Raw genomic sequence first — 23,833 nt, 5'->3', positions numbered from 1 at the left:
CAGCGCCGCGGCATTCTCTCCGGCGCTCACGCACCCCGAGGTAGACACCGTCTACTTACTTTGATAGACAGTGTCTACAAGATGAACCAGGGGTTACGGAGAGCGGAATGGGTTTCCACACGTTCGTCGCCGTCGGCGACAGCTGCGCGGAGGGGCTGGACGATCCCTACCCGGATCACAGCCAGTACCGCGGCTGGGCGGACTACGTCGCCGGGCGGCTCGCGCGCGACGAGACCGCGTTCCGTTACGCCAATCTGGCCGTTCGCGGACGGCGGCTCGACCAGATCACCGCGGAGCAGCTGCCCGCCGCCGAGCGGCACGGACCCGACCTGATCGCGCTTTTCGGCGGCGGCAACGACGTGATGAGCCGCGGCTGGGACGCCCGCACGGTCGCGCGTCGCGTCGACACCGCGATCCGGCGGTGCACGCAAATCGCGCCGACCGTGGTCACCTTCACCTTGAGCGACATCGCGCATCGCATGCCGCTGGGCGGGCGGATGCGGCCGCGGGTCACCGCGCTCAACGACGCTATCCGCGAGGCTTCGGTCAGCTACGGCGCGAAGCTCGTCGACCTCTGGCCGGATCAGGCCGCGCACGATTCGCGGTACTTCGGGCCAGATCGGCTGCACCTGTCGCAGGCCGGGCACTTGCGTGTCGCCGGCCATGTGCTCGACCGGCTCGGCGTCGCGCACGACGGCAGTTGGCTGCAGCCGCTGCCCGGCGCTCCGGCCCCGGGCAGTGCGCTCGCTGACCTGCGCTGGCTGTGGCAGGAAGTGCTGCCGGTCGGGATTACCCGGCTGCGCAACCGCCTCACCGGACGCTCCCCCGGCGACGGCTTCCTGCCGAAGCGCCCGGAGCTGCTGCCGGTGGCCTTCTCCGAAGCTCAGGTATGAGCGCGCGACAGCGGTTGATCCGCACTGCGGCAGACCTGCTCGTCGGCTCCGGCGTCGAGGCCGTGACGTTGCGCGGCATCGCGAAGGCGGCTGGCGTGTCGCACGGTGCGCCGCTTCGCCACTTCTCGGGCCGCGCGGAGCTGCTGTCGGCCGTCGCGACGCTTGGCTTCACACAGCTGCTCGACCGCGGCGCACAGTTGCCCGACGGCACCCCACGCGAGCGCGTCACGGCGGCCTGTCACGCGTACGTCGACTTCGCGGTCGCCAATCCCGCCATGTTCGAGCTGATGTTCCGTCGCGACCTCATCGACCCGGAAGAGCCAGGGCTGGTCGCGGCCAGCAGTGCCGTCTTCGACACCTTCGCCGAGTTAGTGCGGCTCGACCGCGCCGAAGCGGACGACGACCGACTGCGGCCGGGTACAGATCCACGGTTGGTCGCAGCGTCGCTGTGGGCCGCGTTGCACGGTCTCGCGCAGCTGTGGCTGTGGGGCGGACTGGCCGGAGCCAGCTTCGCGCCTTCGCCGGAATCGGCGTTGGCAGTGACGCTCGACGCGTATCTGGGGTGAAGCTCAGCGGAGAGCCCGGAGCCTCCCCACCCCTGGCTCTCCGCCGAACAGCGGGAATGGATGACCATTCAGAGCCGACGGTAATCGCTCGAGCCCTCTCGCGGAATCCGCCGTTGGCCGCACCCGGGGGTAAACCCTGGCGGTAGGCGGCCTGCCGCGAGCGCGGTACGGAATTGGGAAACCGCCGGTCAGGCGGGTAGTTTCGGGCGCGTGAGGCGGATCCTGCGGGCCCGGCCGCTGTGCACGGATTCGCTGCTGGCGGCCGCGGTCGGACTATTCCTTTTCGTCGGCGCGGCCGTGCACCACGGCTCGCTCGGCGACCGGCCGGGACCGTTCGGACTGCTGCTCGCGGCGGCGGGCGCGGTGCCGCTGGCGGTCCGGCGGCGCTACCCGATCAGCGTGCTGCTCGCGGTGACCCTGCTGGTCGGCGCGTTCGCGCTGGCCGGATACCGCGCGACGCTCGGCCGTCCCGACCTGCTGATCGCCGCGTACACGGTGTGGGCGCGTTATCCGGTGCGGCAGGCCTGGCCACCGTCGCTGTTCGCGATGCTCGGCTTCGAGGCCACGATGCTCGTCGGCGACAACTCGAACCCCATCGGCGACACGGTGATCGCGGTGCTGCAAGCGTCCGCGACTGTCCTGATTGGACACTCGGTCTACCTTCGCGGCCTCGCCCTGCACGCGACCACCGAACGGGCGGACCGAGCCGAGCTGGCGGTCGTGGAAGAGCGGCTGCGCATCGCGCGCGAGTTGCACGACGTCGTTTCCCACCACCTGTCGGTGATCTCCGTGCAAGCCAACCTCGCGCGGTACGTCTTCGACTCCGCGCCGGACACCGCGCGCGGCGCGCTCGACACGATCACCGGCACGACCACCGAGGCGCTGGACGAACTCCGCCGGCTGCTCAGCGTCCTGCGCCCGCCGCACCACGAGCCGGGCGAGTACCGTCCGCAGCCCGGCCTCGACGAGCTTCCCGCGCTGGTCAGCCGGGTTCGCGAAGCCGGGTTGACAGTGCGGCTGCGGGTCGCTGGAACACCGCGGACGCTGCCGTCGGGCCAGCAGTTGTGCGCGTACCGGGTCGCGCAGGAAGCGCTCACTAATGTCCTCAAGCACGCGCCGGATTCCTTCGCCACGCTGGAGGTCGAGTACCTCGCCGACGCACTGCGGCTGAGCGTGGCCGACTCCGGCGGCGGACCGCGCGCCGACGGCAATCCCGCCGGTCACGGCCTCGTCGGCATGCGGGAGCGGGCGCGTATGTACGGTGGCGAGATCGAAATCGGGCCTCGCGAACCGGCGGGGTTCGAAGTGGTGCTGACCCTCCCGTACCCGGACCGGATCGGCGGAGAACCGAAGTGACCAGTGTGCTCGTGGTGGACGACCAGGATCTCGTCCGCGCCGGCCTCGTCGCGCTGCTCGCCGCCGCGCCGGGCGTCGAAGTCGTCGGCGAGGCGAGGGACGGGCTGCAGGCCGTCGAGGAAGCGGCGCGGGTGCGGCCCGAGGTGATCCTGATGGACATCCGGCTGCCCAGCCTCGACGGAGTGTCGGCCACCGCGCGCATCCTCGCCGGGCCGGACAAACCGCGGGTGCTGATCCTGACTGTCTTCGACCTCGACGAGTACGTATACCGCGCGCTGCGGGCCGGTGCCGCCGGATTTCTGCTCAAGGACAGCCCGCCGGAGACGCTGATCTCCGGCATCCAGGCGGTAGCGCGCGGAGACATGCTGTTCGGCCCGACGATCACGCGACGGCTGGTCGAGGCGTACACGAGCGCGCCGCCCGCCGAACCCGCACCGGAACTGAGCGGCCTGACCGAACGCGAACGCGAGGTGCTCCGCCTGGTGGGCACGGGGATGCCGAACGCGGAGATCGCGGCTCGGCTGCTGGTCAGCGAGGCGACGGTGAAGACGCATCTCAACCGGCTGATGCCCAAGCTCGGGATCTCCAGCCGGGCACAGGCGGTGGTGGTCGCTTACGAAACCGGGCTCGTCCGGCCCGGACGGTAACCGAACTCGTTGCGCAGCACCCGTTCCGCCGCGTGGTGACCGGCCATTCCGTGCACTCCCGGGCCGGGCGGGGTCGCGGCTGAGCACAGGTACACGCCGCGCAGCGGGGTGCGGTACGGGTCCCAGCGCAGGACCGGCCGACCCAGTATCTGACGCAGCGTGACCGCCGCGGCCGCGATGTCTCCGCCGACGTAATTCGCGTTGTACGTCTCGAAATCGCTCGCCGGGATCGCGCGCGAGGCGAGGATCGTGTCGCGGAAACCGGGCGCGAAGCGTTCGATGCGGCGGATGACCGCGGCGGTCGGGTCGAGCGGATCTCCGTGCGGGACATGGGCGTAGGCCCAGATCGGCTGCTTGCCCGGGAGACCTCGAGACGGATCGGCGGCCATCGGCTGGGAGAGGAGCACGAACGGATCCCGCGCCCGCTTTCCCGCGGCTACCGCGTTTTCCGCCGCGTACACCTCGGCCCTGGTCCCTCCGAGGTGGACAGTGCCGGCGCGGGCGAGTTCCCTTTCGCGCCAAGGGATCGCTTCGGAGACCAGGAAGTCGACCTTCGCCGCTGCCGGTCCGTAACGGACTTTCTCCAGCGCGCGGCGGTACTGCGGCGGCAACAACGGCCCGGCTAGCTCCAGGACGCCTTTAGGCGCTAGGTCCAGCAGTACGGCGCGCGCGTGCGCTAACTCGCGTACGTCGGCGACGCGCGTGTTGGTGTGTACGCGACCACCGTGGGTCTCGATGTCGGCGACGAGCGCGTCGGTGATGTGTTGCGAACCACCGCGGGGAATCGGCCAGCCTGTGGTGTGCGCGAGATGGCTCAGCAGGACCACGATGCCGCCACCGATGAGTGACGGCAGTTTGCCGAGCGCGTGAGCCTCAACCCCAGCGATGAGCGCTGCCGCTTCCTTGCTCCGGAAGGAATTCGCTGCGAGGGCGCGCGACGCGATGTACGCCGCCGTACGCGGACGCGGTGGGTGGCGAAGGTCGCCGAGGAGCGCTTCGGTGATCTCGGCGGAATGCTCGATCAGCGGTGCCATGAAGCGCCGCCACCTCGCACCGTCGACTCCTAGCCGGGCACAGGTGCGGTCGAGGTCCGCGTACGCGATGGCGGTGGTCTTCTCGTCGATCGGGTGCGCGTACGGGATTTCGGGACTGCAGAGGTCAAGCTCGAACTGCCGGAGAAACGGCGAAGCCGCCGCCATCGGGTGGACCGCGGAGCAGATGTCATGGACAACGTCAGCGTCGAACAACCGCTTCGACCGCGCCCCGCCGCCCGGCTCGTCCGCCGCCTCGTACACCTCGACCGACAACCCGGTCCGCGCGAGCACCACGGCCGCGGCCAGGCCGTTCGGGCCCGAGCCGACGACCGCGACGTCCAGCGTGACCGGCGGAGACACGTCCCGAGCCTACGGCTGCGACGAACCGGGCGCCCAGTGTCACTCCCGAACACCTGATCGAATATTGTCGTACCCCACGCCTATCGTGCACCCCATGCCGGTCCGCACGGGCCGCGCCTGCTGGAGAGGGGGGTCATGCCCGACCACGACACGTTGCTGGAGCGCGTGCGGAAGCTGCTGGCCAAGGCCGAGGACCCGGCCGTCACGCCCGCCGAAGCCGAGCTGTACAACACCAAAGCCGCGCAGCTGATCGCACGGCACGGGATCGACAACGCGATGCTCGCCGCGTCCGGGCAGAGCGGCGACGACATCACGGTGCTGAAGCTGCCGATCTCCAATCCGTACAGCCGCGACAAAGCCAGCCTGCTCACCAGCATCGCGTATCCGTTGCGCTGCCGGACCTTGCTGCACCGAGCCGGCCAAGGGGTCGAAGAGGTCACAGTGTTCGGCTTCCGCACCGACCTCGCGCGCGTCGAGCTGCTGTTCACCAGCCTGTTGCTGCAGGCGAGCACGCAACTCGCGCGGGTGCGCCCGGAGGAGCGGGTGTTCCGCGAATCGCTGGCGGCGTACCGGCGGACGTGGCTGCACGGCTTCGCGCGCGCGGTGCACGAGCGGCTGACCGCGGCGGAGGAGAACGCGGCGCGGACGTATTCCGATGTCGCCGGCGGAAAGTCGGCGGAGCTGGTGGTGCGGGACCGGACGGCGCTGGTGCAGCAAGCCTTCGACCGCGAGTACGGCGACCTGCGCTCGGCGGCCCCGCGACGGTTGTCGGGGTCGGGGTATCGGGAAGGGCACCGGGCCGGAACCCGGGCGAATCTCGACCCGGCGGCGCTCGGGCGGCGGCGGTCGGCGCTTCCGGTGCGGTGAGTTGACGTGGATGTCGTGATCCGCGTCGAAGACCTTGCCACTCGGCCGGAGCTGCGCGTTCCCGCGCTCCAGCTGGGATTCGTCGGCGGCGAGTTCCTCGGCCGGGGTCTCACCGCCGGGCTGGCCAGTTCGCAGCGGATCGCCGCGCATTGGCCGGAGTTCTTCCTGGTCCTGCTCGACGAAGACGTTCCGGTCGCGCGAGCAGCGGCGATCCCAGTTGCCTTCCCAGCCCCGGAACGACCCGAACTGCCTGACCACGGCTGGGACGGCGCCCTCGCCTGGGCCGCCGAAGACCACCTGGACGGACGGGAACCGACCACGCTGGTCGCGCTGGAGGTCTACGTCGCGGAATCCGCGCGCGGGCGAGGCATCGCCGCGCAAGCGCTCGGAGAATTGAAGAACCGGGCGCGCCGAGCTGGGCTTTCCCGGCTGGTCGTGCCGGTGCGGCCGACCGGCAAGCCGCCCCTGGAGTCCATTGTGGACTACCTCGGCCGGGGAACCGACCCCTGGCTGCGCAGTCACGAGCGGCTCGGCGCGGAGTTCCGGAAGATCGCGCCGTTCGCGATGACCGTCACCGGCACGCTCGCCCAATGGCAACAGTGGACCGGCCTCCGCCTCGAAGACGGCCACACCGTCATACCCGGCGGAATCGCGCCAGTGCTGGCGTCGACGGAACAAGACCTGGGCGGGTACGTCGAGCCGAACGTCTGGTACGAACACCCGCTCTAAGCCTGCTCCCAACCAGGCAGCCAAACCCCTTCGCCCGGCTCCGGCCCAGTCACCAGGTACTCGCACAGTTTCCGCACGTCCGGATGCGCGGCCTCCCGCCGCCACAGCAGGGACATCGGGTACACCGGCGTCGGGTCGACCACCAGTACCCGGCGGAGGTCGTACTCGTCCGGCCAGAAGTACCGCGAGCCAGCGCCCACGAAGGTCGACAGCTCCGCCGACGTCGCGAGTTCGTCCAGCATCGTTTCGTTGCCGAAAACCGGGCCCGACACGTCGATGGTGAGGTCGAACGCCTCGGCCAGCTCCGCGTAGTACGCGCCCCATTCCGTGCTCGCCGACAGCCCCGGCATCCAGATCCGGTGGCCGACCAGTTTCGCGATCGGCACCGACGGCAGGTCCGCGAACGGATGGTGCGGGCCGACGAGCAGCTCGTGCGCGTCGTAGTCCACTACGGCGCTCGTCACGCCGCCGGGCAGGTCGCGTTTCCGCACTCCGCGGAAGGCCGCGTCGACCGAACCGGCCGCGACCGCGGCGACGGCGGCGTCGAAGCTCAGCTCGGCACCGGTGGTCACGACCTCCAGCTCCACTTCCGGGAACGCCCGATGGAAACTCAGCGCCAGCTGCGCCGACTTGGTCCGGCGGTTCAGCACGTCCACCCGCAGCGGCCGCTTCTCCGGACGCACCGCGGCGAGCGCGCTCTTCTCCGCATCGAGCAGCACCCGCGCGTGCGGCAGGAACGCCTCGCCGTCGCTGCTCAACCGGGCCCCGCGCGCGGTCCGGGTGAACAGCCGCACCCCGAGTTCGCGCTCCAGCGCACCGACCCGCTTGGACACTGCTTGCTGCGTGATCCCCAGCTCCGCGGCCGCTTCCTGGAACTGCCCTCCGTCCACGACGGCGACGAAGGTCCGCACGAATTCCAGCTCCACGGGGCAATCCTAAGCGCTCCGGCCGCCGGTCGCGGAGCCTTGCCTTAACCCCGCTACTTGTCTGAGGAGTTGTGCTACGCTCCGGCTCGATGTTCACGCGTTTCCTTCTCCTTCGCCGCCACGGCGGGGCCTGACCGGACCGGCCCCCCCGCCGTGGGCAAGCACGCGCGCCGGTCGGCTTTCGACCACCAGAGAAGGACCGCCAGATGAACACCGCGTGGAACCGGCAGCGCCCCTCCCGCATGCCCTCGCACCGCTACCGCGACGTCTACCAGCGCGTCGACGTCCCCCATACCGGCCGCACCTGGCCCGGGAACCGGATCACCGAAGCCCCGCTCTGGGTGCCGGTCGACCTGCGCGACGGCAACCAGGCGCTGGCCGAACCGATGGACCCGGCCCGCAAACGCCGGTTCTTCGAGCTGCTGATCAGCATGGGGTACAAGGAAATCGAGGTCGGCTACCCGTCCGCCTCGCAGACCGACTACGACTTCGTCCGGCTGCTCGCCGACACCGCCCTGGCCCCGGACGACGTCACCATCGTCGTGTTCACGCCGGCGCGGCGCGACCTGATCGAGCGCACCGTGGAATCCGTCCGAGGCATCCGCAACGACGTCGTGATCCACCTGTACACCGCCACCGCACCGACCTGGCGCACGGTGGTCCTCGGCCACGATCAGGCGTCGCTGAAAGAACTGATCCTCGACGGCGCCCGCGACGTTCTGCGCACGGCTGGCGACCTGCCGAACGTGCGTTTCGAGTTCTCCCCCGAGGTCTTCAACCTCACCGAACCCGACTACGTCCTGGAGGTCTGCGACGCGGTCACTGAGACCTGGCAGGCCAGCCCAGACCGTCCGGTGATCCTGAACTTGCCGGCGACCGTCGAGATCGCGACGCCCAATGTGTACGCCGACCAGATCGAGTACATGCACCGCAACCTCGCGCGCCGCGATTCGGTGATCCTGTCCGTGCACCCGCACAACGACCGCGGCACCGGCGTCGCCTGCGCAGAACTCGCCGTGCTGGCCGGTGCCGAACGCGTCGAGGGCTGCATTTTCGGCAACGGCGAGCGCACCGGCAATGTCGACCTGGCGACACTCGCACTCAACCTGCACGCACAGGGCGTCGACCCGATGATCGACTTCTCGGACATCGACGAGATCCGCCGCACCGTCGAGTACTGCAACCGGATCGAAGTCCACGCCCGGCACCCGTACGTCGGCGACCTCGTGCACACCGCGTTCAGCGGCACCCATCAGGACGCGATCAAGAAGGGCTTCGCCGAACATCACGCGCGCGCCGCGGAAACCGGCGTGCCCGCCCACGAACTGGATTGGCGCGTCCCGTACCTGCCGATCGACCCGGCCGACCTCGGTCGCGACTACGCCGCGGTGATCCGGGTGAACTCGCAGTCCGGCAAGGGCGGAATCGCCTACCTGCTGGAAAGCGAGTACGGCATCACGCTGCCGCGCCGGCTGCAGATCGACTTCGCACGCCGCGTCCAAGGCCACACCGACGATTCCGGCCACGAGGTGACCGCGACCGAACTGTGGCAGCTCTTCGAGTCCGCTTACCTCCAGCCGAACCCGGAAATCACGTTGTCCCGCTTCGAAAACTCGGCCGACGAGCACACCAGCATCGCTCTGCGCGTGGACGGGACCGAGCACACCAGCACGCACACCGGAACCGGGCCGGTCGAGGCGCTCACCGCGGCGCTCAGCGAGCACGGGCGGAAGGTGGACATCGTGGCTTTGCACCAGACGAGCATCGGTTCGGGCAACGACAGCGAAGCGTTGACTTTGCTGGAATACCGCACCGACAGCGGTACCCAGTGGACTGCCGGGCGTGATCGTTCGGTGCTCGCGGCCAGCTTGACCGCGGTGGTGAACGCCGCCTGACCGCGACAGCGGTGCGAGCGCAGACCGCACTGCGCTCGCACCGTTCTCAGCCGGTGCCGCGAAGGAACGCCAGCACCGCCAGCACTCGCCGGTTCGCGTTGTCCGTCGGCGGGAGGTCGAGTTTCGACAGAATGCTCCCGACGTGCTTGCCGACCGCGGCGTCGGACACCACCAGCCGCCGGGCGATCGCCGCGTTGGAATGGCCCTCGGCGATCAGCGAAAGGACCTCTCGCTCCCGCGCCGACAACCGGGCGAGCGGGTCGGCCCGCCGGCGCAGCAGCTGGCGCACCACCTGCGGATCCACCGCCGTCCCGCCGTCGACGACCTGGCGCAGCGTCCCGGCGAACTCCTCGACGTCGACCACCCGGTCCTTCAGCAGGTAGCCGACCCCGCGTCCTTCGGCGGAGTCGAGCAGTTCGGCCGCGTGGTGGTGTTCGACGTACTGGCTCAGCACCACCACGGCCAGCTCCGGCCGCGTGCGCCGCAGCTCGACCGCGGCGCGCAGTCCCTCGTCCGCATGCCCGGGCGGCATCCGGATGTCGGTGAGCACGAGGTCCGGATCGTGCTCGCGCACGGCGGCGTGCAGCCCCTCGGCGTCACCGACCGCGGCGACGACCTCGAAGCCGAACCGCTCCAGCAGACCGCACAATCCCTCGCGCAGCAGCACCTCGTCCTCGGCGAGGACGACCCGCATCGGCTCTTCCTTCAGCACGGCAGCTCCACTCGCACGACCGTCGGCCCGCCGACCGGACTCCGCACCCACATCCGTCCGCCCAGCACGGCCACCCGATCGCTCAACCCGGTGATCCCCGTGCCACGCGAAGAATCAGCACCGCCCGCTCCGTTGTCCCATACCTCAATGGTAAGAACCCGACCGACAATTTTGGCGGTCACTGACGCGCAGCTGGCCGCGGAATGCTTGGCGACGTTGGTCAGCGACTCGGCCACCACGAAGTACGCGGTGGATTCCACCGGCTCCGGCAACCGCGCCGGCACCGCCACGTCCACGGTGACCGGCACCGCACAGCCGTCGGCGAGTTCCTCCAGCGCGGCGGGCAAGCCGAGTTCGGCGAGTGCTCGCGGGTGGATTCCGTTGATCAGCTCCCGCAGTTCGACCATCAGCTTCTTGGCCTGGTCATGCGCGTCCGACACTGCCTTCGCCGCTGCCGAATCCGGCGGCAGATCGACCTTCGCGAGTCCCAGCTGCAAGCTCAGCCCGACCAGCCGCTGCTGCGCGCCGTCGTGCAGATCGCGTTCGATGCGCTTGCGTTCCGCGTCGAACGCCGACAGCAGCCGGGTGCGGGATTGCGACACCTCGGTCAGCTCGCCGCGGAGCTTCTCGGCGGCCCCGTCGGTGAGCAGTGAACGGGCCAGCATCGCGTGCAAGCCAGCGAATCCGGACAGCAGATAGCCCGACAGAACGAGCAGCACCACGCCGGCCAGCGCGTACGGCACTGCCCCTTCCGGAGTGGAAACCACAGTGAAGCCAACGGAAATCGTGTCGTCATCGCTGACGAGCAACGGGCTGGCCACCAGAACCACGGCGAACAACGCGACCATGCCAGCCACCGAATAAAGCGCTGGAATCGCGGTGCACAACAGAACCGCGTACCCGAGTTCGCGCCACGAGGCCGGTTCCGTGTACCGCGCCCGCAGCCGGGGCCACCAGCCTGGTTCGCTCACCGGTCCAAACGGGACAGGCACCGGGTTGAGGTCGACCATGCGCAGCCGCTGCCGTTCGACGCCGGCGACCACCGCCGCCCACGCCGGGCCCGCGCCCAGGAACACCAGCATTCCGAACACCGAGGCCACCGCGACGAGCCCGAGATCGGAGGTCTGCCCGTGCACGACGCGGTTGACCAGCACCGCGAGCGGCAGCAGGCAGAACCCGAACGGCAGGCCGAACAGCAGCGTCATCGGGCCGGTGCTGAGCCCGTACAGCAGCGCCCGCCACGGCCAGGAGGAAATCAGGAACGTCCGATGTGCCAAGGCATCGAGCACAGTGCGCGGTTTCACTGGCGGAGAGACGGTAGCCACGAGATCCAGGTTAGCCAGCGCAATGCCCGGCTTCGATCGGTTTGCCCCTAGTCTCGGAGGTAGGGCTAGGCATACCCCGGGGCGGATCGCCCGGTCGGCGAACCGCGGGATCAGCCACCGCGGTCCCGACCTTGACTTAGAGTTAAGTTTAAGTTTTATCTTCGGCGTCGTGACCGAAACGACTGCCGCCGGAGTACGGCGCCCACCGAGATCCCTGCTGGCGACACTGCTCGGCGTCAGCACCATGACCATCATGGCCAGCGCCACCATCACGCCCGCACTGCCGGGCATGCAACGGCACTTCGCCGCGCAACCGCACGCGGAGCTTCTCGTCCGGCTGGTGCTCACCTTGCCGGGGCTGGCGATCATGGTGTCCGCGCCGTTGCTGGCCAAGCTGAGCGGACGGACCGGGCGCGTGCCGGTGCTGCTCGCCTGCCTCGTCCTCTACACCGTCGGCGGCGGGTCCGGCCTGTTGCTGGATTCGCTCCCCGCGCTGCTCGTCGGACGGGCGGTGCTCGGGATCGGCATCGCCGGGGTGATGACCACGTCGACGGCGTTGATCGCCGACCATCATGCCCCCGAGGAACACGGCCGAGTACTCGGCTTGCAAGGCGCGGCAATGGGTTTCGGCGGCGTCGTCGCACTGCTGCTCGGCGGTTTGCTGGCCGCGCTGGACTGGCGGGGGCCGTTCGCGGTTTACCTGCTGGCGATTCCGATGCTGGCGCTCGTGCTGCGGTTCGTGCCGGAAGCACCGGTTCAGCCAGCCGATCCGACGGACACCAGCACGGCCGCGTCGCCATGGCAGCCTCGGTTGCTCGGGCTGTACGCGCTGATCTTCATCGGCGTCGTGGTCTTCTACACCGTTCCGACGCAGGCTCCGTTCTGGCTGGCCGAAGTCGGCGGTGCGGGACCGGCTGTCGCGGGAGCCTTGATCGCCGCGGTCAATCTGGTGATGACCTTGGTGGGACTGAACTTCCGCCGCCTGCGTGCCCGCTGGTCCTTCCCGGCGCTGGCCATCGCGATGTTCGCCGCGTTCACCGTCGGGCTGGTCGTGCTCGGCACCGCCGGTGCATTGTGGACAGCCGCGCTGGGCATGGTCGTGGTCGGCCTCGGCATCGGGCTGCAAAATCCGACCATCAACGGATGGCTGGTTTCGACGGCGTCCCCCGGTGCGCGGACCAGGTCGCTGGGATTGCTGACGTCCGCGTTGTTCCTCGGGCAGTTCTCGTCGCCGCTGATCGCACAGCCGGTGATCGATGCCGTCGGAATGGGGACGACGTTCGTCCTGTCTGGCGCGTTAGCCGCGGTCGTCGGCGTTATCGTGGCGGCGGTTCACTGGCGGCCCGCCCGGAAACATAGTTGACCACTTGGGCGTGCGTAGCGAACCAAACCCCGTCGTGCGAAGCGAGATGTTCCAGCAACTCAGCGAGAATCGTGATGCGGGAACGATGCCCGATGAGGTGCGGATGCATGGTGAGCTGGAAGAGGCCGCCTTCGGCCAGGGCGAGGGCGAACTCGTCGCGCCAGATCGGCAGCACTTCCCGCGGCGGGGTGTACGGACGCTGCGAGCCGAACCGATTCATCGTGAAATACGGCGCGTCGTCGCGGATCCATTCCACCGGAAGCTCGACAATGCCAGTCGGTTCGCCGTCGGCAAGGATCTCGTAGCAGTCGTTGTCCGCCATCAACGAGGAATCGTAGGTCAGGCCCAGTTCGCGAATGATCGAGAGAGTGTTTTCGGAAAAGTCCCACGACGGGGTGCGAATGCCGACCGGACGCGTGCCGGTGAGCCGTTCCAGCGTGTCCGCGGCCCGGAAGGTGAGGTCGCGTTCCGCCGACGGCGGCAGTTGCGCGTTGCTTTCGTGGATCCAGCCGTGCAACGCGACCTCGTGCCCGGCGTCCACATAGGACTGAGCCTCGCCGTCGTGCAGCAAGGCCGACACCGCGGGCACGAAGAAAGTCGCCGGCGCCCCGAACCGCTCAAGCAGCTTCAACACCCGCGGCACGCCGACCCGCGAGCCGTACTCGCCTTGCGAGAGCTTGCCCGGCAGCACCTGACCGTCGCGCAGGGAGATCGTCTCGTGGTCGGAATCGAACGACAACGCCACGGCGACCCGCGCCCCGCCCGGCCACGATTCCGGTCGCAACGGCCGCCCGGCCCGCACGCGGCCGACGTGGTCCCGCCAGGTTCGCTCGCTCCACTGCCACGGTTCGGTCATGCGGTCCTCCCCTGCGACGCGAGGCTTCATCGTATCGCTGTGCCACGATGAGGCACATGCACGACGAAGAGGCCGACAAGCCGGCCAGCGGGGTCCGGTCGATGAACAGCGTGCTCAGCACACTGCGCGTCTTCGAGGAAGTCGCCCAGCGCCAGCCGATCGGAGTATCCGAGCTGGCCCGCTGCACGGAGATCCCGAAGAGCACCGTGCAACGCGGCCTGATCACGCTTCAACAGGCGGGCTGGCTGAAGGTCGTGGACCCCGAACACGCCCGGTGGGGCGTCGCACCGCGGGTGCTGGCGCTCGGCCTGCGCGACTGCGGGAAGCCGGACCTCAAAGAGGTCGCCGAACCGGTCGTCAAACGGCTCGCCGCCGAGACGAACGAGACGGTCATGCTGGCCGAACGCGACGGCGACGACCTCGTCGTCGTCGCCAGCCAGGACACCGACCAGATCGTGCGGGTCGTGCTCGACGTCGGTACGCGGGTGCCGTTGCTCGCCACGTCCGGCGGCACGGCGATCCTGGCGCTGCTCGGCGAATCCGAGGTCGAGGAGCTGTTCACGCATGAACTTCCCGACTTCGCCCAGCCTCCGGATTTCACCGCGCTCCGCCGTGACATCGCCCAGACCGCGAAGCGCGGATACGCGCTCAACGGGTCGTCGTCGTGGTTCCGCCCGCAGGTGTCCTCAATCGGCGCGGCCATCACCGACTCGGCCGGACGGCCAGTGGCGGCGATCACCCTCGCCGTTCCCGACACGCGCTACACCCGCGCGCAAGAGAAGACCTTCGCGCCGCTGGTCGTGGCGGCAGCGGCCGAGGTCAGCCGCCTGCTCGTGAACAACTGACCCGCCTCGCGTGCCGCATTGCGAAATGAAGCGTACCGTATGGCGGCATGAGTGAGTTCAGCGCGTCCCGCGCGGAGTTCCCGGAGGCGACCCGGTTTCGGTTGCGCGGTGTCACTTTCCGCAACCGCGTCTGGATGTCCCCGATGGCGCAGTACGCGGCCGGCGCGGACGGCCTGCCGACCGAATGGCATCTGGCGCACTACGGCCCGCGCGCGATCGGCGGCGTCGGACTGGTCCTGGTCGAGGCCACCGCGATCAGCCCGGACAACCGGTGCACCGCGGCTGACCTCGGGCTGTGGAACGAGGAACAGGCGCTCGCGCACCGGAAACTGACGTCGTTCCTCACCGGTCACGGCGCGGTGCCCGCGGTGCAACTGAACGCCGTCGGCCGCAAGGGATCGCACCAGGTTCCGTGGGTCGGCGACGGGCAGAACAGTCCGGTGCCGGTCGCCGACGGCGGTTGGGAACTGATCGCACCGTCGGCGATCCCGTTCGGTGACCTGGCGATGCCGCGTCCGGCCACCGCGGCCGATCTGGACCGGATCGTCAAGCAGTTCGCGCACGCGACCCGGATGGCCGAGCTGGCCGGTTACCAGGCTGTCGAAATCCATGCCTCGCACGGTTATCTGCTGCACCAGTTCCTGTCCCCGCTGTCCAACCACCGCACCGACGAGTACGGCGGAAGCCCGCGGAACCGGATGCGCTTCCCGCTGCGCGTGGCCCGCGCGGTACGGGAGGCGTTCCCTGAGGACAAGCCGGTGTTCGTCCGCATCACCGCCACCGACTGGGTCGAGGACAGCATCACGCTCGAAGACGCCGCGGAGTTCGCCAAGGAACTGGCCGCCGTCGGGATCGATCTCCTCGACGTCACGTCCGGCGTGCTCGTGCGCGATCGCGGTGCGCGGCCGCCGAACCGGGAAGGCGTGAACGTCGAATTCGCCGCCGCGCTCAAGGAGGCGTCCGGGCTGGCCGTCGCGCCGGTCGGCCAGATCACCGATCTTGCGGCGGCGGGCCAGATCATCCGCTGGGGCAAGGCCGACGCCGTCCTGATGGGCCGCTCGCTGCTGCGCGATCCGTACCTCGCCTTGCGAAACCAGCCCAAAGACGCCTGGCCCGTCCGCTACCACCGCGCTTTCTGAGGAACTGCCCCATGCATCGCGAGACCCGTCGTCCAGACGGCACGAGAATTCATTACACCGCAACCGGTCCCGCCACCGGAACCGCGCTGACGCTCATCCACGGCTGGGGCTGCGACCGCGGCGACTTCGACCCGATCGTCAAACATCTCCCGCCGGAGGTCCGCGTGCTGGCCGTCGACCTCGCCGAGCACGGCGACTCCCGGTCGGACCGCGGCACCTGGACCATCGAGGAATTCGCCCGCGACGTGGCCGCCGTACTGGCCGCCGAGTCGGTCGATTCCGCTGTCGTAGCCGGGCATTCGCTCGGCGGAGCGGTCGCGGTCGAGACCGCCCGGCGACTTCCGGACCTGGTCACCCAGGTGATCGCGCTCGACGCGTTGCACTACCTGAGCTTGTTCCCCGCGCAGAGCGAGGAGGACGTCCAGGCATTGCTGCAACCGTTCCGGGAGGACTTCGCCGGGGCGATGCGCGGGATGGTCGAGGCCGGTTCACCGGAAGGCACCGATCCGTCCTTAGTGGACTCGTATATCAGGAAGATGGCTTCCGTACGCCAACCCGGCGGCCTGCTCGCACTCGAAGGCCTGGCGCGCTGGGACATGGACGCGGCGCTGCGCGAAGTCGCCCAGCCGATCGTGCTGTTCGCCGTGCGCTCGATCATCACCCAGGAGGCGATCGACCGCTACGGCGACCGGTTCCGGATCGAGCTGGTCGACCTCGGCAGCCACCACTTCCCGGTCGAATCCCCCGCCGAAACCGCCAAACTCCTGGCTGGCGAACTCTAGGAACTACGCCCGCCGTCCGCCGTCGACCGACAGCGTGGTCCCGGTGACATACGACGCGGCGTCCGAACAAAGCCAGACCACGGCCGCGGCGGCCTCTTCCGGCGTGGCCAGCCTGCCGAGCGGAGTGATCGCCTCCTGCCGGGCGATCGTGGCGGGGTCGTCAGCCCAGGTGTCGAACCCAGGCGTCCGCGTCGGCCCGGGGCACACCGCGTTGACGCGGATGCCGTCCGCCGCGTAGTCCACCGCCGCGACCTTGGTCAGGCCGACAATCCCGTGTTTCGCCGCGACGTAAGCCGGCGCGTTCGGGATCGCAGACAACCCGCCGTTGGAGGCGACGTTCACGATCGCGCCGCCCTTCAGATGCGGCAGTTCGTACTTCATGCAGAGGAAGGTCCCGGACAGGTTCACCCGCACGATGCGCTCGAATTCGGCGAGCGTCAGCTGGTCGATGCGGTTGCGAGACGACACTCCGGCGTTGTTGACCGCGAAGTCGAGCCCGCCGTATGCCTCGACCGCCTGCTCGATCGCGGCCCGCACCGAAGGCTCGGCGGAGATGTCGGCCTGAACGGCCAGCGCCTCGCCGCCGTTCGTCTTGATCAGCCCGACGGTCTCGGCCGCCGCGGCCTCGTCGAGGTCCAGCACGGCCACCGCGGCCCCGGTGCGCGCGAACTCGATCGCCGCCGCGCGGCCGATCCCGCTGCCCGCCCCGGTGACCAGCCCGCTTCGCCCGCTCACGACAGCGACTCGTGGTTCGCCCAGGCCACCCGATACGAATGCCGCGCCTTCCAGCGGTCGATCACCTCGTGCAGTTCGGGCGCGGCGAAGCTCTTGGCCAGCGTGTCGAGGTCGGCGACGGTGACCTGCACGATCGCCGTCGCGATGAGCGCCGGGATGGCGTCCTCGCCAGGGATCGGCAGGTGCCGCCGGGCCTCGACCGACTCGGCGAGCCCACTCGCGAGCATCGCCTGTTTGATATCGCTGAGGTACTGATCCAGCTCGGCGTCGGGGAGCGGCTGGTCGAACGAAACAATCATCGTATGCGTGATCATGCTTCAAGTTTTGCCCCTGGCACGGGGACTCGTCCAAGACCGGTTCGCTATTCGGCGATAACCTGAAGGCATGGCTGAACTGGAGACGCGTGAACTCGAGTACTTCCTGGCGGTCGCCGACGAGCTGCACTTCGGCCGCGCCGCCGTGCGGTTGTCGATCGCCCAGCCCGCGCTGTCGAAGGCCATCCAGCGCATCGAAACCCGGCTCGGCGTGCAACTGTTCACGCGCTCGAGCCGTCACGTGGAACTGACCGCGGCCGGCGAGGCGCTGCAGGAACACGGACGGCACGCGCTCAACGCGGTCAGCGCCGCCGCCCGCAATGCCCGCCGCGCCGGCGAGAGGCAGCTGCGGCTGGTGCTCAAACCGGGCGGGGACGCCGGGCTGCTGTCCGGAATCCTCGCCGAGTACTCCCGCGATCCCGGCGCCCACCAGGTCGACATCCTGTTCAGCGGCCCGGCCGACCGCTCCGACTTCCTCCTCAGCGGCCGCGCGGACGTCGGGCTCCTGTTCGTCCCGTTCGACGACTTGACCGGGCTCGCCTGCGAGACCCTGCACGCCGAGGACCGGGTCGCCATCCTGCCCGCCACGCACCGGCTCGCCCAGCGCCCGTCCGTTCGACTGTCCGATTTGGACGGAGAGACGCTGCCGTCGTGGAAGGGCGTGCCCGGGGTCGAAGGAACGGGGCCGAAGGTGGCCGACGTGGTCCAGCTGCTGCAGCTCGTCTCGCTGGAGCGGATGATTGGCGTACTGCCGCGGTCGCTGGTCGACCAGGTCCCGCCGGGCGTCGTCTGCGTGCCGCTCAAGGACGCTCCGCCCAGTCAGCTGGTGCTCGCCTGGAACGAGCAGGACCGGAGGCCGCAGGTGGCTTCGTTCGTCAACGCCGCGCTGGCCGCGGTCCGCTGAAGCCCCGGTGCGGTTGAAGGCCGCCAGCAGCGACAGTGTCATGCTGGCCTGCGTGGAGGACATCATCACCGCGATCGGACCCCGCCTGCGGCAGCTCCGGCGGCAACGCAACCGCACCCTGGAAGAACTCTCGAACGCGACCGGCATCTCCATCAGCACCCTCTCCCGCCTCGAATCCGGCCAGCGCAAGGCCACCCTCGAACTGCTGCTGCCGATCGCCCGCGCGCACCGGATCCCGCTGGACGAACTGGTCGGCACCGCCCCGCTGCAGCCGGTCACGCGCAGCGACCGGACTGTCGTGCCGCTTACCAACCAGCCCGGCCGGCTGCAGTCGCTCAAGATGATCTTCGACGCCGCCCGTTGCGTGCCCGCGCCGCGCACGCACCCCGGGCACGAATGGTTCTGCGTGCTCAGCGGCAAGGGCAGGCTGGTGCTCGGCGAGCACGACGTCGTCCTGAAAGCGGGCGAGGTCGCCGAATTCGACACCCGGATCCCGCATTGGTTCGGCAGCACCGGCGAGGGGCCGGTCGAAATCCTCAGCCTGTTCGGCAGGCAGGGAGAACGGCTCCGCGTCCGGGCCAGGACGCGCTGATTGCTCCGCTTGGCGGCATAACACTGCGCGCGCGGGAAAACCTATGCCCGCGCTGACCTGCACTGAGTGGAACACACCGTCGAAAGTCGGTGCCTGACCGCAAAAATTCCGACTTAACATCCGGGTCCCGCGGACGGACCCCCTTTTCCCTCCGCGCGTTTCCTTCGCCTACGACGAGGAGATGCACCGATGCGGAAACTCTTCGCCCTGCTCACTTCCGCCCTGGCGGCCGCGGCCGTCGTCGCCGGCAGCCCGCCGGTGTCCGCGGCCCCGGACAGCGGGGTGGTGCCCGGGCTGACCGGCGCCGCCGCGAAAGCCGCCGCCGGGGCCGCGGCGGACAAGTTCCTTCAGCTGCGCCGAGAGAAAGCCGGCCGCAGCGGCAAGCAGCGGCTCGACGCGCAACAGCACACCTTCTGGGGCCCCGAACCGCAATTGTCCAGCGGGGCGGACGGAATTCTCGTGACGCACAGTGTCGTCCCCGACCTCCGCCTCTCGAACAGCGCGGACGTCGTCTACGCCCCGACGGTCAAGCCCACCGGCCATTCCTGCATCGAGGTCGTCACCGCGTACGGACTCGGCCAGGGCGGTCAGGTCTGGGCCTGGGACTGGTGCGGGACGATCGGACCCGCGAAGGTCGTCCAGCTGGACAGCTCGTTCCTCTCCACTTATACGTCCACAGTGGACGGACATCCGGCTTTCACCGTGCAGGAAGTCCAGACCGACGCGGGCAGCAACAGCTGGACCGCCTCGCTCTACAACGTGAAGACCGGCAAGTGGGACGACCTGTTCACGCAAAGCGGCAGCGACCAGAGCACCCTCAACGAGGGCTGGGACATCTTCGAGCTGTACTCGACCGTCGACCCGTCGACCGGACAGGCTTACTACTGTTCGGACGCCAAGGGCAAGGTGTTCGAATCCAGCCAGCTGCAGCTGCGCATCGGCGGCCAGTGGACGCCCGCGACCGAGTCGAACTCGCCGTTGCAGCCGACGGCCAACCCGAACCCCAGCGATTACAGCTGCTCGTCCCTGCAATTCGAGGTGCCGACGCCGAACAGCAACTGGCGCGTCACCGTCTAGGCCCGGCCCCGGCCGGCAGGAGTGCGTGCCACCAGCGGTCAAACGCGGCACTGCACCCCTGCCGGTTGGCGTAATCACGGGCCACCTGCTGAGATATCTCACCCGCCCGATCCGCGACCGGCGTGCCCGGCCGGTAGCACAACCGCAGCTCCTGCCACAACGGCGCGCCCTCGATCGCCCGCACCACGATCCCGTCCCGCCGGTCCTCCCGGGTCGCCAACGCCGGCGCGATCGCCATGCCCTCGCGCACCAGGTCCAGCAAGGTAGCCAGGCACTGCGGCCGATGCGGCTGATCCAGCACGACCCCGCGCTGCCGGCAGACCTCCTGCAGATACGCCGACCACCGGGTCGTCCACGGCGGATCGTCCGCCCACGGATACGCAGCAAGCTCCTCCAGCGGGATTTCCCCGCTCGAGGCCAGGGGATGATCCTCAGCCAGAATCACGAAAACCGGCTCCCGCGCCTGTACCACGACGCTCTCGACGCCGTCCGGAACGATCCGGTCCGGAAGCGGCGCGAGGTAAACGAGCGCGAGGTCAAGCTCGCCGTCCGCGAGCGCCGCCAACGTCCGCGCCTCGTCCTGCTCCTCATACACCCGAACCGCGGGACACCACGGCTGCTCCCGCAACCACCTCGCCAACGCGAGATGCAAGAACCCGCTGTACCCGCCGATCCGCACCGCCCCCGCCGTCTCCCGCCGCGCACCAGCCCGCTCGGTCAGCGCAGACATCCCAGCCAGCACCGCCCGCGCGTCCGCGACGACGTCCTCGCCAAGGGCCGTCGGCACGCACCCCGTCGGCGAGCGCGCGAACAAACTCCCGCCGACCGACCGTTCGACGCGCCGCAGCAACCCGGACAACGCCGGCTGGGAAACGTGCAGCATTTTGGCCGCGCGAACGAGACTGTGCGCGTCGGCGATCGCCACGACCGCGCGCAGGTGGCGCAGTTCCAGCTCCATGACTCCTCCGGCCGCAACCCCTCGCCTGGTCACTGTAACGCCGAAGATCGTGAGGAATTACCGACGCGAGTCGGTACTCGGTCACTAACCGGCCCGTCCCGATTTCCGGACCAGCAGCTCTGCCCGATGAGGCACCCCTTGCCGGATTCGATTGCCCCTCCCCGGCAAACCCAGGACGCTCTGTGGCCTCACCGCCAACTCATTCAAGGGGAACTTTCGTGACGGCAAGGACAACCGCGACCTGGCTCGCCGCACCGGCGATTCTGCTCAGCCTGGCCGCATGCGGCTCGACCGACGTGGCCGGTTCGCCCGGACCGGCCGCCGCGCCGCCGAGCAGCGCTCCCCAGCCGTCCGCGGCCGAGACCGCTTCCGGTGCCTCGACCTACCAGATCGCGGTCGAACGCTGGGTCACTCAGATCCTGCGAGAGCAATACGAGGAAGCCTGCCTGTCCGGTGCTCCCGCGATGCCGCCCGGCAAGGACGCCAAGACGCTGTGCAAGAGCCCCGCGGCCCGCAAATCCGCCGAGTCGCTGCACGAGGCCTGGGCCAAGCCCGGCGTCGCCCTGCCGCCGCGGGGGAAAGTCACCGTGGACCAGGTCAGCGCGACTGGCGACGAGGTCACCGTGCCCGACACCGCGGTCAAGCTCGACGGCCGCACCCTGCACAGCCTCGAACTCATCGGAGCCACCGGGAACACGAGTTCGTTCAGCCTCGCGTTCAAGGTGCGCAAGCACGAGGGGGCCTGGTACGTCCAGGGCTTCGACATGAACGCGTGACAGCCGACTTTCGTCGGGCAGACAGGTCTGGACAACTGGCCAATTGGTCTAGACAATAATCGGTCAGGGGGTCGCACCGGACCGGAGGAACGCAATGAAGCGTGCTCGTTTCCTCGTCGTGCTCCTGCTGGCCGCAGCCGGACTTGTCGTCGGCGGGCCAGCACAAGCGGCGAACCTGCTCGCCAACCCCGGTTTCGAAGCCGGTTCGACCTCCGGCTGGACCTGCCCCGCGGGCTCCGCCGTGAAGACGTCAGTGCACTCGGGCGCCTACGCATTGGCCGTCACCCCCGGCGCGGCCGACCTCGGCCGATGCTCCCAAACGGTGCCCGTGCGGCCCAACACGACCTACTCGGTTTCCGCCTGGGTCCAAGGCGCACCGGTGTACCTCGGCGTCACCGGCGGCTCCTCCACTTGGACCAACGCCTCCGCGTACAGCCAGCTTTCGCTGTCCTTCACCACCACCGCGAACCAGACGTCCGCGGAGCTGTACCTGCACGGCTGGTACGGCGCAGGCACGTACTACGCGGACGACATAGTCCTCGACGGCCCCGGCGGCGACACCCCCGGCGCGCCCGGCGTCCCCGGCACCCCGACCGTCGGCACCGTGACCGACACGTCGATCGCCCTCGCCTGGGGTGCCGCCGCAGGCACCGTGACCGGCTACCGCGTCTACGAAGACAACACCCTGCGCGCCACCGTCCCCGGAACGTCCACGACGCTTTCCGGCCTCACCGCCTGCAGTTCGCACAGCTATTCCGTCACCGCCTACAACGACAAAGCCGAATCCGCCCGTACGCCCGCGGTTTCCGCGACCACCAGCGGCTGCACCAGCGCCGGCCTGCCAAAACACGCACTGATCGGCTACGTCCACGCAAGCTTCGCGAACGGCTCGGGTTATCTGAAACTCGCCGACGTCCCCAACGCGTGGGACATCATCGACCTGGCCTTCGCCGAGCCGACCTCGGTCACTTCCGGCGACATCCGCTTCAACCGCTGCTCAGCCACCGAATGCCCCGGCGTGGAAAGCGACGCCGACTTCATCGCCGCCATCCGCGCGAAGCAGGCGCAGGGCAAGAAGGTCCTGATCTCCATCGGCGGCCAAAACGGCGAAGTCCGCCTCACGACCACCGCCGCCCGAGACAACTTCGTCAACTCCGTCGCAGCGATCATCGACAAATACGGCTTGGACGGCCTTGACGTCGACTTCGAAAGCCAGTCCCTGTCCCTGGACTCGGGCGACACGGACTTCCACAACCCGACCACGCCGGTGATCGTCAACCTGATCTCCGCGTTGAAGACTTTGAAAGCCCGCTACGGAGCCAAGTTCGTGTTGACGATGGCCCCGGAAACGTTCTTCGTCCAGGTGGGCTACCAGTTCTACGGCGGCTCCGGCGGCGGCGACAGCCGAACCGGCGCCTACCTGCCGGTGATCTACGCCCTGCGAGACTCGCTCACGGTGCTGCACGTCCAGGACTACAACTCGGGCCCAGTGATGGGTCTGGACAACCAGTACCACACGATGGGCGGCGCGGACTTCCTGATCGCGATGACCGACATGCTGAAGTCCGGCTTCAAGGTCGCGAACACCGGCCAGACCTTCCCCGGCTTGCGGGAGGACCAAATCGCCGTCGGCCTGCCCGCAGCAGTCAGCGCAGGAAACGGCTACGTCTCCCCGCCTGAAGTCCAAACCGCGGTGACGTGTCTGGCCCACGGAACCGGCTGCGGCTCGTACTCCTTGCGGGGCGGACCGTCGCCTGCACTGCGAGGGTTGATGACTTGGTCGGTTAACTGGGATCGGTATTACAAGTGGGAGTTCCAGAACGCTCATCGGCCGTTCTTGGACGGGCTTGGATGAGCGGTCGCCTATAGGGCCGCCGAAACTCCCTGGTCCGAAATCCCTGTGGCGTCCGCCCACCGAGACGCGTTCAAGCGCCTTGGCGAATAAGGCCGTTGCGGTACTTCGCCGCTATCAGAGCAGCGAAAAGGGCTGTCCACTCTAGAGTGGACAGCCCTTGGCCTGCTGTGGAGCTGAGGGGAGCCTACCCGAACATAAAAGGCCAGGTCAGAGCCCTGGAAGAGCTCCGTGAGAAGCTTCCCAGCTTCGATACAGCCAAGCCCCATCGATCAAGCGCGACCGCCCCGGCCGCGCCCGACGACTCGGCCCCGATCAAGTTGAGCAGCT

Annotated in this window: 24 protein-coding genes; 16 read left to right on the top strand and 8 right to left on the bottom strand. The window is 69.0% G+C overall.

Translation table 11 applies throughout. The features are described 5' to 3' along the window. The first annotated feature begins 107 nt into the window (after positions 1-107). The 4 genes from F9C11_RS12025 (at position 108) to F9C11_RS12010 (ending at position 3,462) form a co-directional block, all read left to right on the top strand. The gene (locus tag F9C11_RS12025) at positions 108-893 is read left to right on the top strand and encodes an SGNH/GDSL hydrolase family protein (protein ID WP_409184937.1); all 786 of its coding nucleotides are present in this window, start codon (positions 108-110) and stop codon (positions 891-893) included. Then, a complete protein-coding gene (locus F9C11_RS12020) occupies positions 890-1,459 on the top strand; it encodes a TetR/AcrR family transcriptional regulator (RefSeq protein ID WP_409184936.1) in 570 nt (189 codons plus the stop codon). The genes F9C11_RS12025 and F9C11_RS12020 overlap by 4 nt, the downstream gene beginning before the upstream one ends. Positions 1,460-1,669: 210 nt before the next feature. Continuing rightward, the gene (locus tag F9C11_RS12015) at positions 1,670-2,815 is read left to right on the top strand and encodes a sensor histidine kinase (RefSeq protein ID WP_409184935.1); all 1,146 of its coding nucleotides are present in this window, start codon (positions 1,670-1,672) and stop codon (positions 2,813-2,815) included. Next, a complete protein-coding gene (locus tag F9C11_RS12010; RefSeq protein ID WP_409184934.1) occupies positions 2,812-3,462 on the top strand; it encodes a response regulator in 651 nt (216 codons plus the stop codon). Before F9C11_RS12015 ends, F9C11_RS12010 begins: the two co-directional genes overlap by 4 nt. Here F9C11_RS12010 and F9C11_RS12005 read toward each other — a convergent pair. Further along, positions 3,429-4,856 carry a phytoene desaturase family protein gene (locus tag F9C11_RS12005; protein WP_409184933.1) on the bottom strand — a complete coding sequence of 476 codons (1,428 nt, stop codon included), beginning with the start codon at positions 4,854-4,856 and terminating at the stop codon, positions 3,429-3,431. The two genes, F9C11_RS12010 and F9C11_RS12005, sit on opposite strands and share 34 nt — an antisense overlap. Positions 4,857-4,991: 135 nt before the next feature. Between F9C11_RS12005 and F9C11_RS12000 the strand changes: the two genes are divergently transcribed. Together F9C11_RS12000 and F9C11_RS11995 are read left to right on the top strand one after the other, a co-directional pair. After that, on the top strand, positions 4,992-5,723 hold the full coding sequence (locus tag F9C11_RS12000; protein WP_409184932.1) for a DUF2786 domain-containing protein: 732 nt from the start codon (positions 4,992-4,994) through the stop codon (positions 5,721-5,723). A gap of 15 nt (positions 5,724-5,738) precedes the next feature. Further along, entirely contained in the window at positions 5,739-6,452 is a 714-nt protein-coding gene (locus F9C11_RS11995) for a GNAT family N-acetyltransferase (protein ID WP_409186883.1), read from the top strand. On the opposite strand, the gene F9C11_RS11990 is transcribed toward F9C11_RS11995, so the two are convergent. Further along, positions 6,449-7,378, bottom strand: coding sequence for a LysR family transcriptional regulator (locus F9C11_RS11990; RefSeq protein ID WP_409184931.1), 930 nt, complete (start codon positions 7,376-7,378; stop codon positions 6,449-6,451). The two genes, F9C11_RS11995 and F9C11_RS11990, sit on opposite strands and share 4 nt — an antisense overlap. Positions 7,379-7,584: 206 nt before the next feature. Here F9C11_RS11990 and F9C11_RS11985 point away from each other — a divergent pair, with 206 nt between their 5' ends. Beyond that, positions 7,585-9,273, top strand: a complete 1,689-nt coding sequence (locus F9C11_RS11985) for a 2-isopropylmalate synthase (RefSeq protein ID WP_409184930.1) — start codon at positions 7,585-7,587, stop codon at positions 9,271-9,273. A gap of 46 nt (positions 9,274-9,319) precedes the next feature. Here the strand turns inward: F9C11_RS11985 and F9C11_RS11980 are convergent, their stop codons facing one another. Both F9C11_RS11980 and F9C11_RS11975 read right to left on the bottom strand, forming a co-directional pair. Continuing rightward, positions 9,320-9,967: a response regulator gene (locus F9C11_RS11980; protein ID WP_409186882.1), complete on the bottom strand. Its 648-nt coding sequence runs from the start codon at positions 9,965-9,967 to the stop codon at positions 9,320-9,322. A gap of 11 nt (positions 9,968-9,978) precedes the next feature. After that, positions 9,979-11,310: a sensor histidine kinase gene (locus F9C11_RS11975; protein WP_409184929.1), complete on the bottom strand. Its 1,332-nt coding sequence runs from the start codon at positions 11,308-11,310 to the stop codon at positions 9,979-9,981. Between the two features lie 169 nt (positions 11,311-11,479). On the opposite strand from F9C11_RS11975, the gene F9C11_RS11970 reads away from it, so the two are divergent. Beyond that, positions 11,480-12,673 (top strand): MFS transporter, encoded by a 1,194-nt coding sequence (locus tag F9C11_RS11970; protein ID WP_409184928.1) that lies wholly within the window; start codon positions 11,480-11,482, stop codon positions 12,671-12,673. Here F9C11_RS11970 and F9C11_RS11965 read toward each other — a convergent pair. Continuing rightward, the gene (locus F9C11_RS11965) at positions 12,627-13,529 is read right to left on the bottom strand and encodes a polysaccharide deacetylase family protein (RefSeq protein ID WP_409184927.1); all 903 of its coding nucleotides are present in this window, start codon (positions 13,527-13,529) and stop codon (positions 12,627-12,629) included. The two genes, F9C11_RS11970 and F9C11_RS11965, sit on opposite strands and share 47 nt — an antisense overlap. A gap of 56 nt (positions 13,530-13,585) precedes the next feature. On the opposite strand from F9C11_RS11965, the gene F9C11_RS11960 reads away from it, so the two are divergent. Genes F9C11_RS11960 through F9C11_RS11950 form a run of 3 tightly spaced genes read left to right on the top strand, consistent with a single transcriptional unit; the run spans position 13,586 to position 16,295 of the window. Then, on the top strand, positions 13,586-14,374 hold the full coding sequence (locus tag F9C11_RS11960; RefSeq protein WP_409184926.1) for an IclR family transcriptional regulator: 789 nt from the start codon (positions 13,586-13,588) through the stop codon (positions 14,372-14,374). Between the two features lie 47 nt (positions 14,375-14,421). Then, complete coding sequence (locus F9C11_RS11955; RefSeq protein ID WP_409184925.1) at positions 14,422-15,513, top strand: NADH:flavin oxidoreductase/NADH oxidase; 1,092 nt, start codon at positions 14,422-14,424, stop codon at positions 15,511-15,513. Positions 15,514-15,524: 11 nt separating this feature from the next. After that, a complete protein-coding gene (locus F9C11_RS11950) occupies positions 15,525-16,295 on the top strand; it encodes an alpha/beta fold hydrolase (RefSeq protein WP_409184924.1) in 771 nt (256 codons plus the stop codon). A 3-nt stretch (positions 16,296-16,298) separates the two neighbouring features. Here the strand turns inward: F9C11_RS11950 and F9C11_RS11945 are convergent, their stop codons facing one another. Both F9C11_RS11945 and F9C11_RS11940 read right to left on the bottom strand, forming a co-directional pair. Next, a complete protein-coding gene (locus tag F9C11_RS11945; protein ID WP_409184923.1) occupies positions 16,299-17,030 on the bottom strand; it encodes an SDR family NAD(P)-dependent oxidoreductase in 732 nt (243 codons plus the stop codon). After that, positions 17,027-17,344, bottom strand: coding sequence for a hypothetical protein (locus F9C11_RS11940; RefSeq protein ID WP_409184922.1), 318 nt, complete (start codon positions 17,342-17,344; stop codon positions 17,027-17,029). Before F9C11_RS11940 ends, F9C11_RS11945 begins: the two co-directional genes overlap by 4 nt. Positions 17,345-17,414: 70 nt before the next feature. Between F9C11_RS11940 and F9C11_RS11935 the strand changes: the two genes are divergently transcribed. The 3 genes from F9C11_RS11935 to F9C11_RS11925 all read left to right on the top strand — a co-directional run bounded on the left by F9C11_RS11935 (position 17,415) and on the right by F9C11_RS11925 (position 19,917). Beyond that, positions 17,415-18,248, top strand: coding sequence for a LysR family transcriptional regulator (locus F9C11_RS11935; protein WP_409184921.1), 834 nt, complete (start codon positions 17,415-17,417; stop codon positions 18,246-18,248). Between the two features lie 52 nt (positions 18,249-18,300). After that, positions 18,301-18,840: a helix-turn-helix domain-containing protein gene (locus F9C11_RS11930; RefSeq protein ID WP_409186881.1), complete on the top strand. Its 540-nt coding sequence runs from the start codon at positions 18,301-18,303 to the stop codon at positions 18,838-18,840. 189 nt (positions 18,841-19,029) lie between these two features. Beyond that, positions 19,030-19,917: a carbohydrate-binding protein gene (locus F9C11_RS11925; protein WP_409184920.1), complete on the top strand. Its 888-nt coding sequence runs from the start codon at positions 19,030-19,032 to the stop codon at positions 19,915-19,917. Here the strand turns inward: F9C11_RS11925 and F9C11_RS11920 are convergent. Continuing rightward, entirely contained in the window at positions 19,907-20,875 is a 969-nt protein-coding gene (locus F9C11_RS11920) for a LysR family transcriptional regulator (protein ID WP_409184919.1), read from the bottom strand. The two genes, F9C11_RS11925 and F9C11_RS11920, sit on opposite strands and share 11 nt — an antisense overlap. A 218-nt stretch (positions 20,876-21,093) precedes the next feature. Between F9C11_RS11920 and F9C11_RS11915 the strand changes: the two genes are divergently transcribed. Beyond that, positions 21,094-21,651: a hypothetical protein gene (locus tag F9C11_RS11915; protein WP_409184918.1), complete on the top strand. Its 558-nt coding sequence runs from the start codon at positions 21,094-21,096 to the stop codon at positions 21,649-21,651. Positions 21,652-21,745: 94 nt separating this feature from the next. Continuing rightward, on the top strand, positions 21,746-23,506 hold the full coding sequence (locus tag F9C11_RS11910; protein WP_409184917.1) for a chitinase: 1,761 nt from the start codon (positions 21,746-21,748) through the stop codon (positions 23,504-23,506). The last annotated feature ends 327 nt before the right edge of the window (positions 23,507-23,833 follow it).

The organism is Amycolatopsis sp. VS8301801F10 (assembly GCF_046195355.1).
Lineage (GTDB): Bacteria > Actinomycetota > Actinomycetes > Mycobacteriales > Pseudonocardiaceae > Amycolatopsis.
The sequence above is the reverse complement of the archived record's forward strand: the minus strand, read 5'-3'. Positions and strand labels throughout refer to the sequence as shown.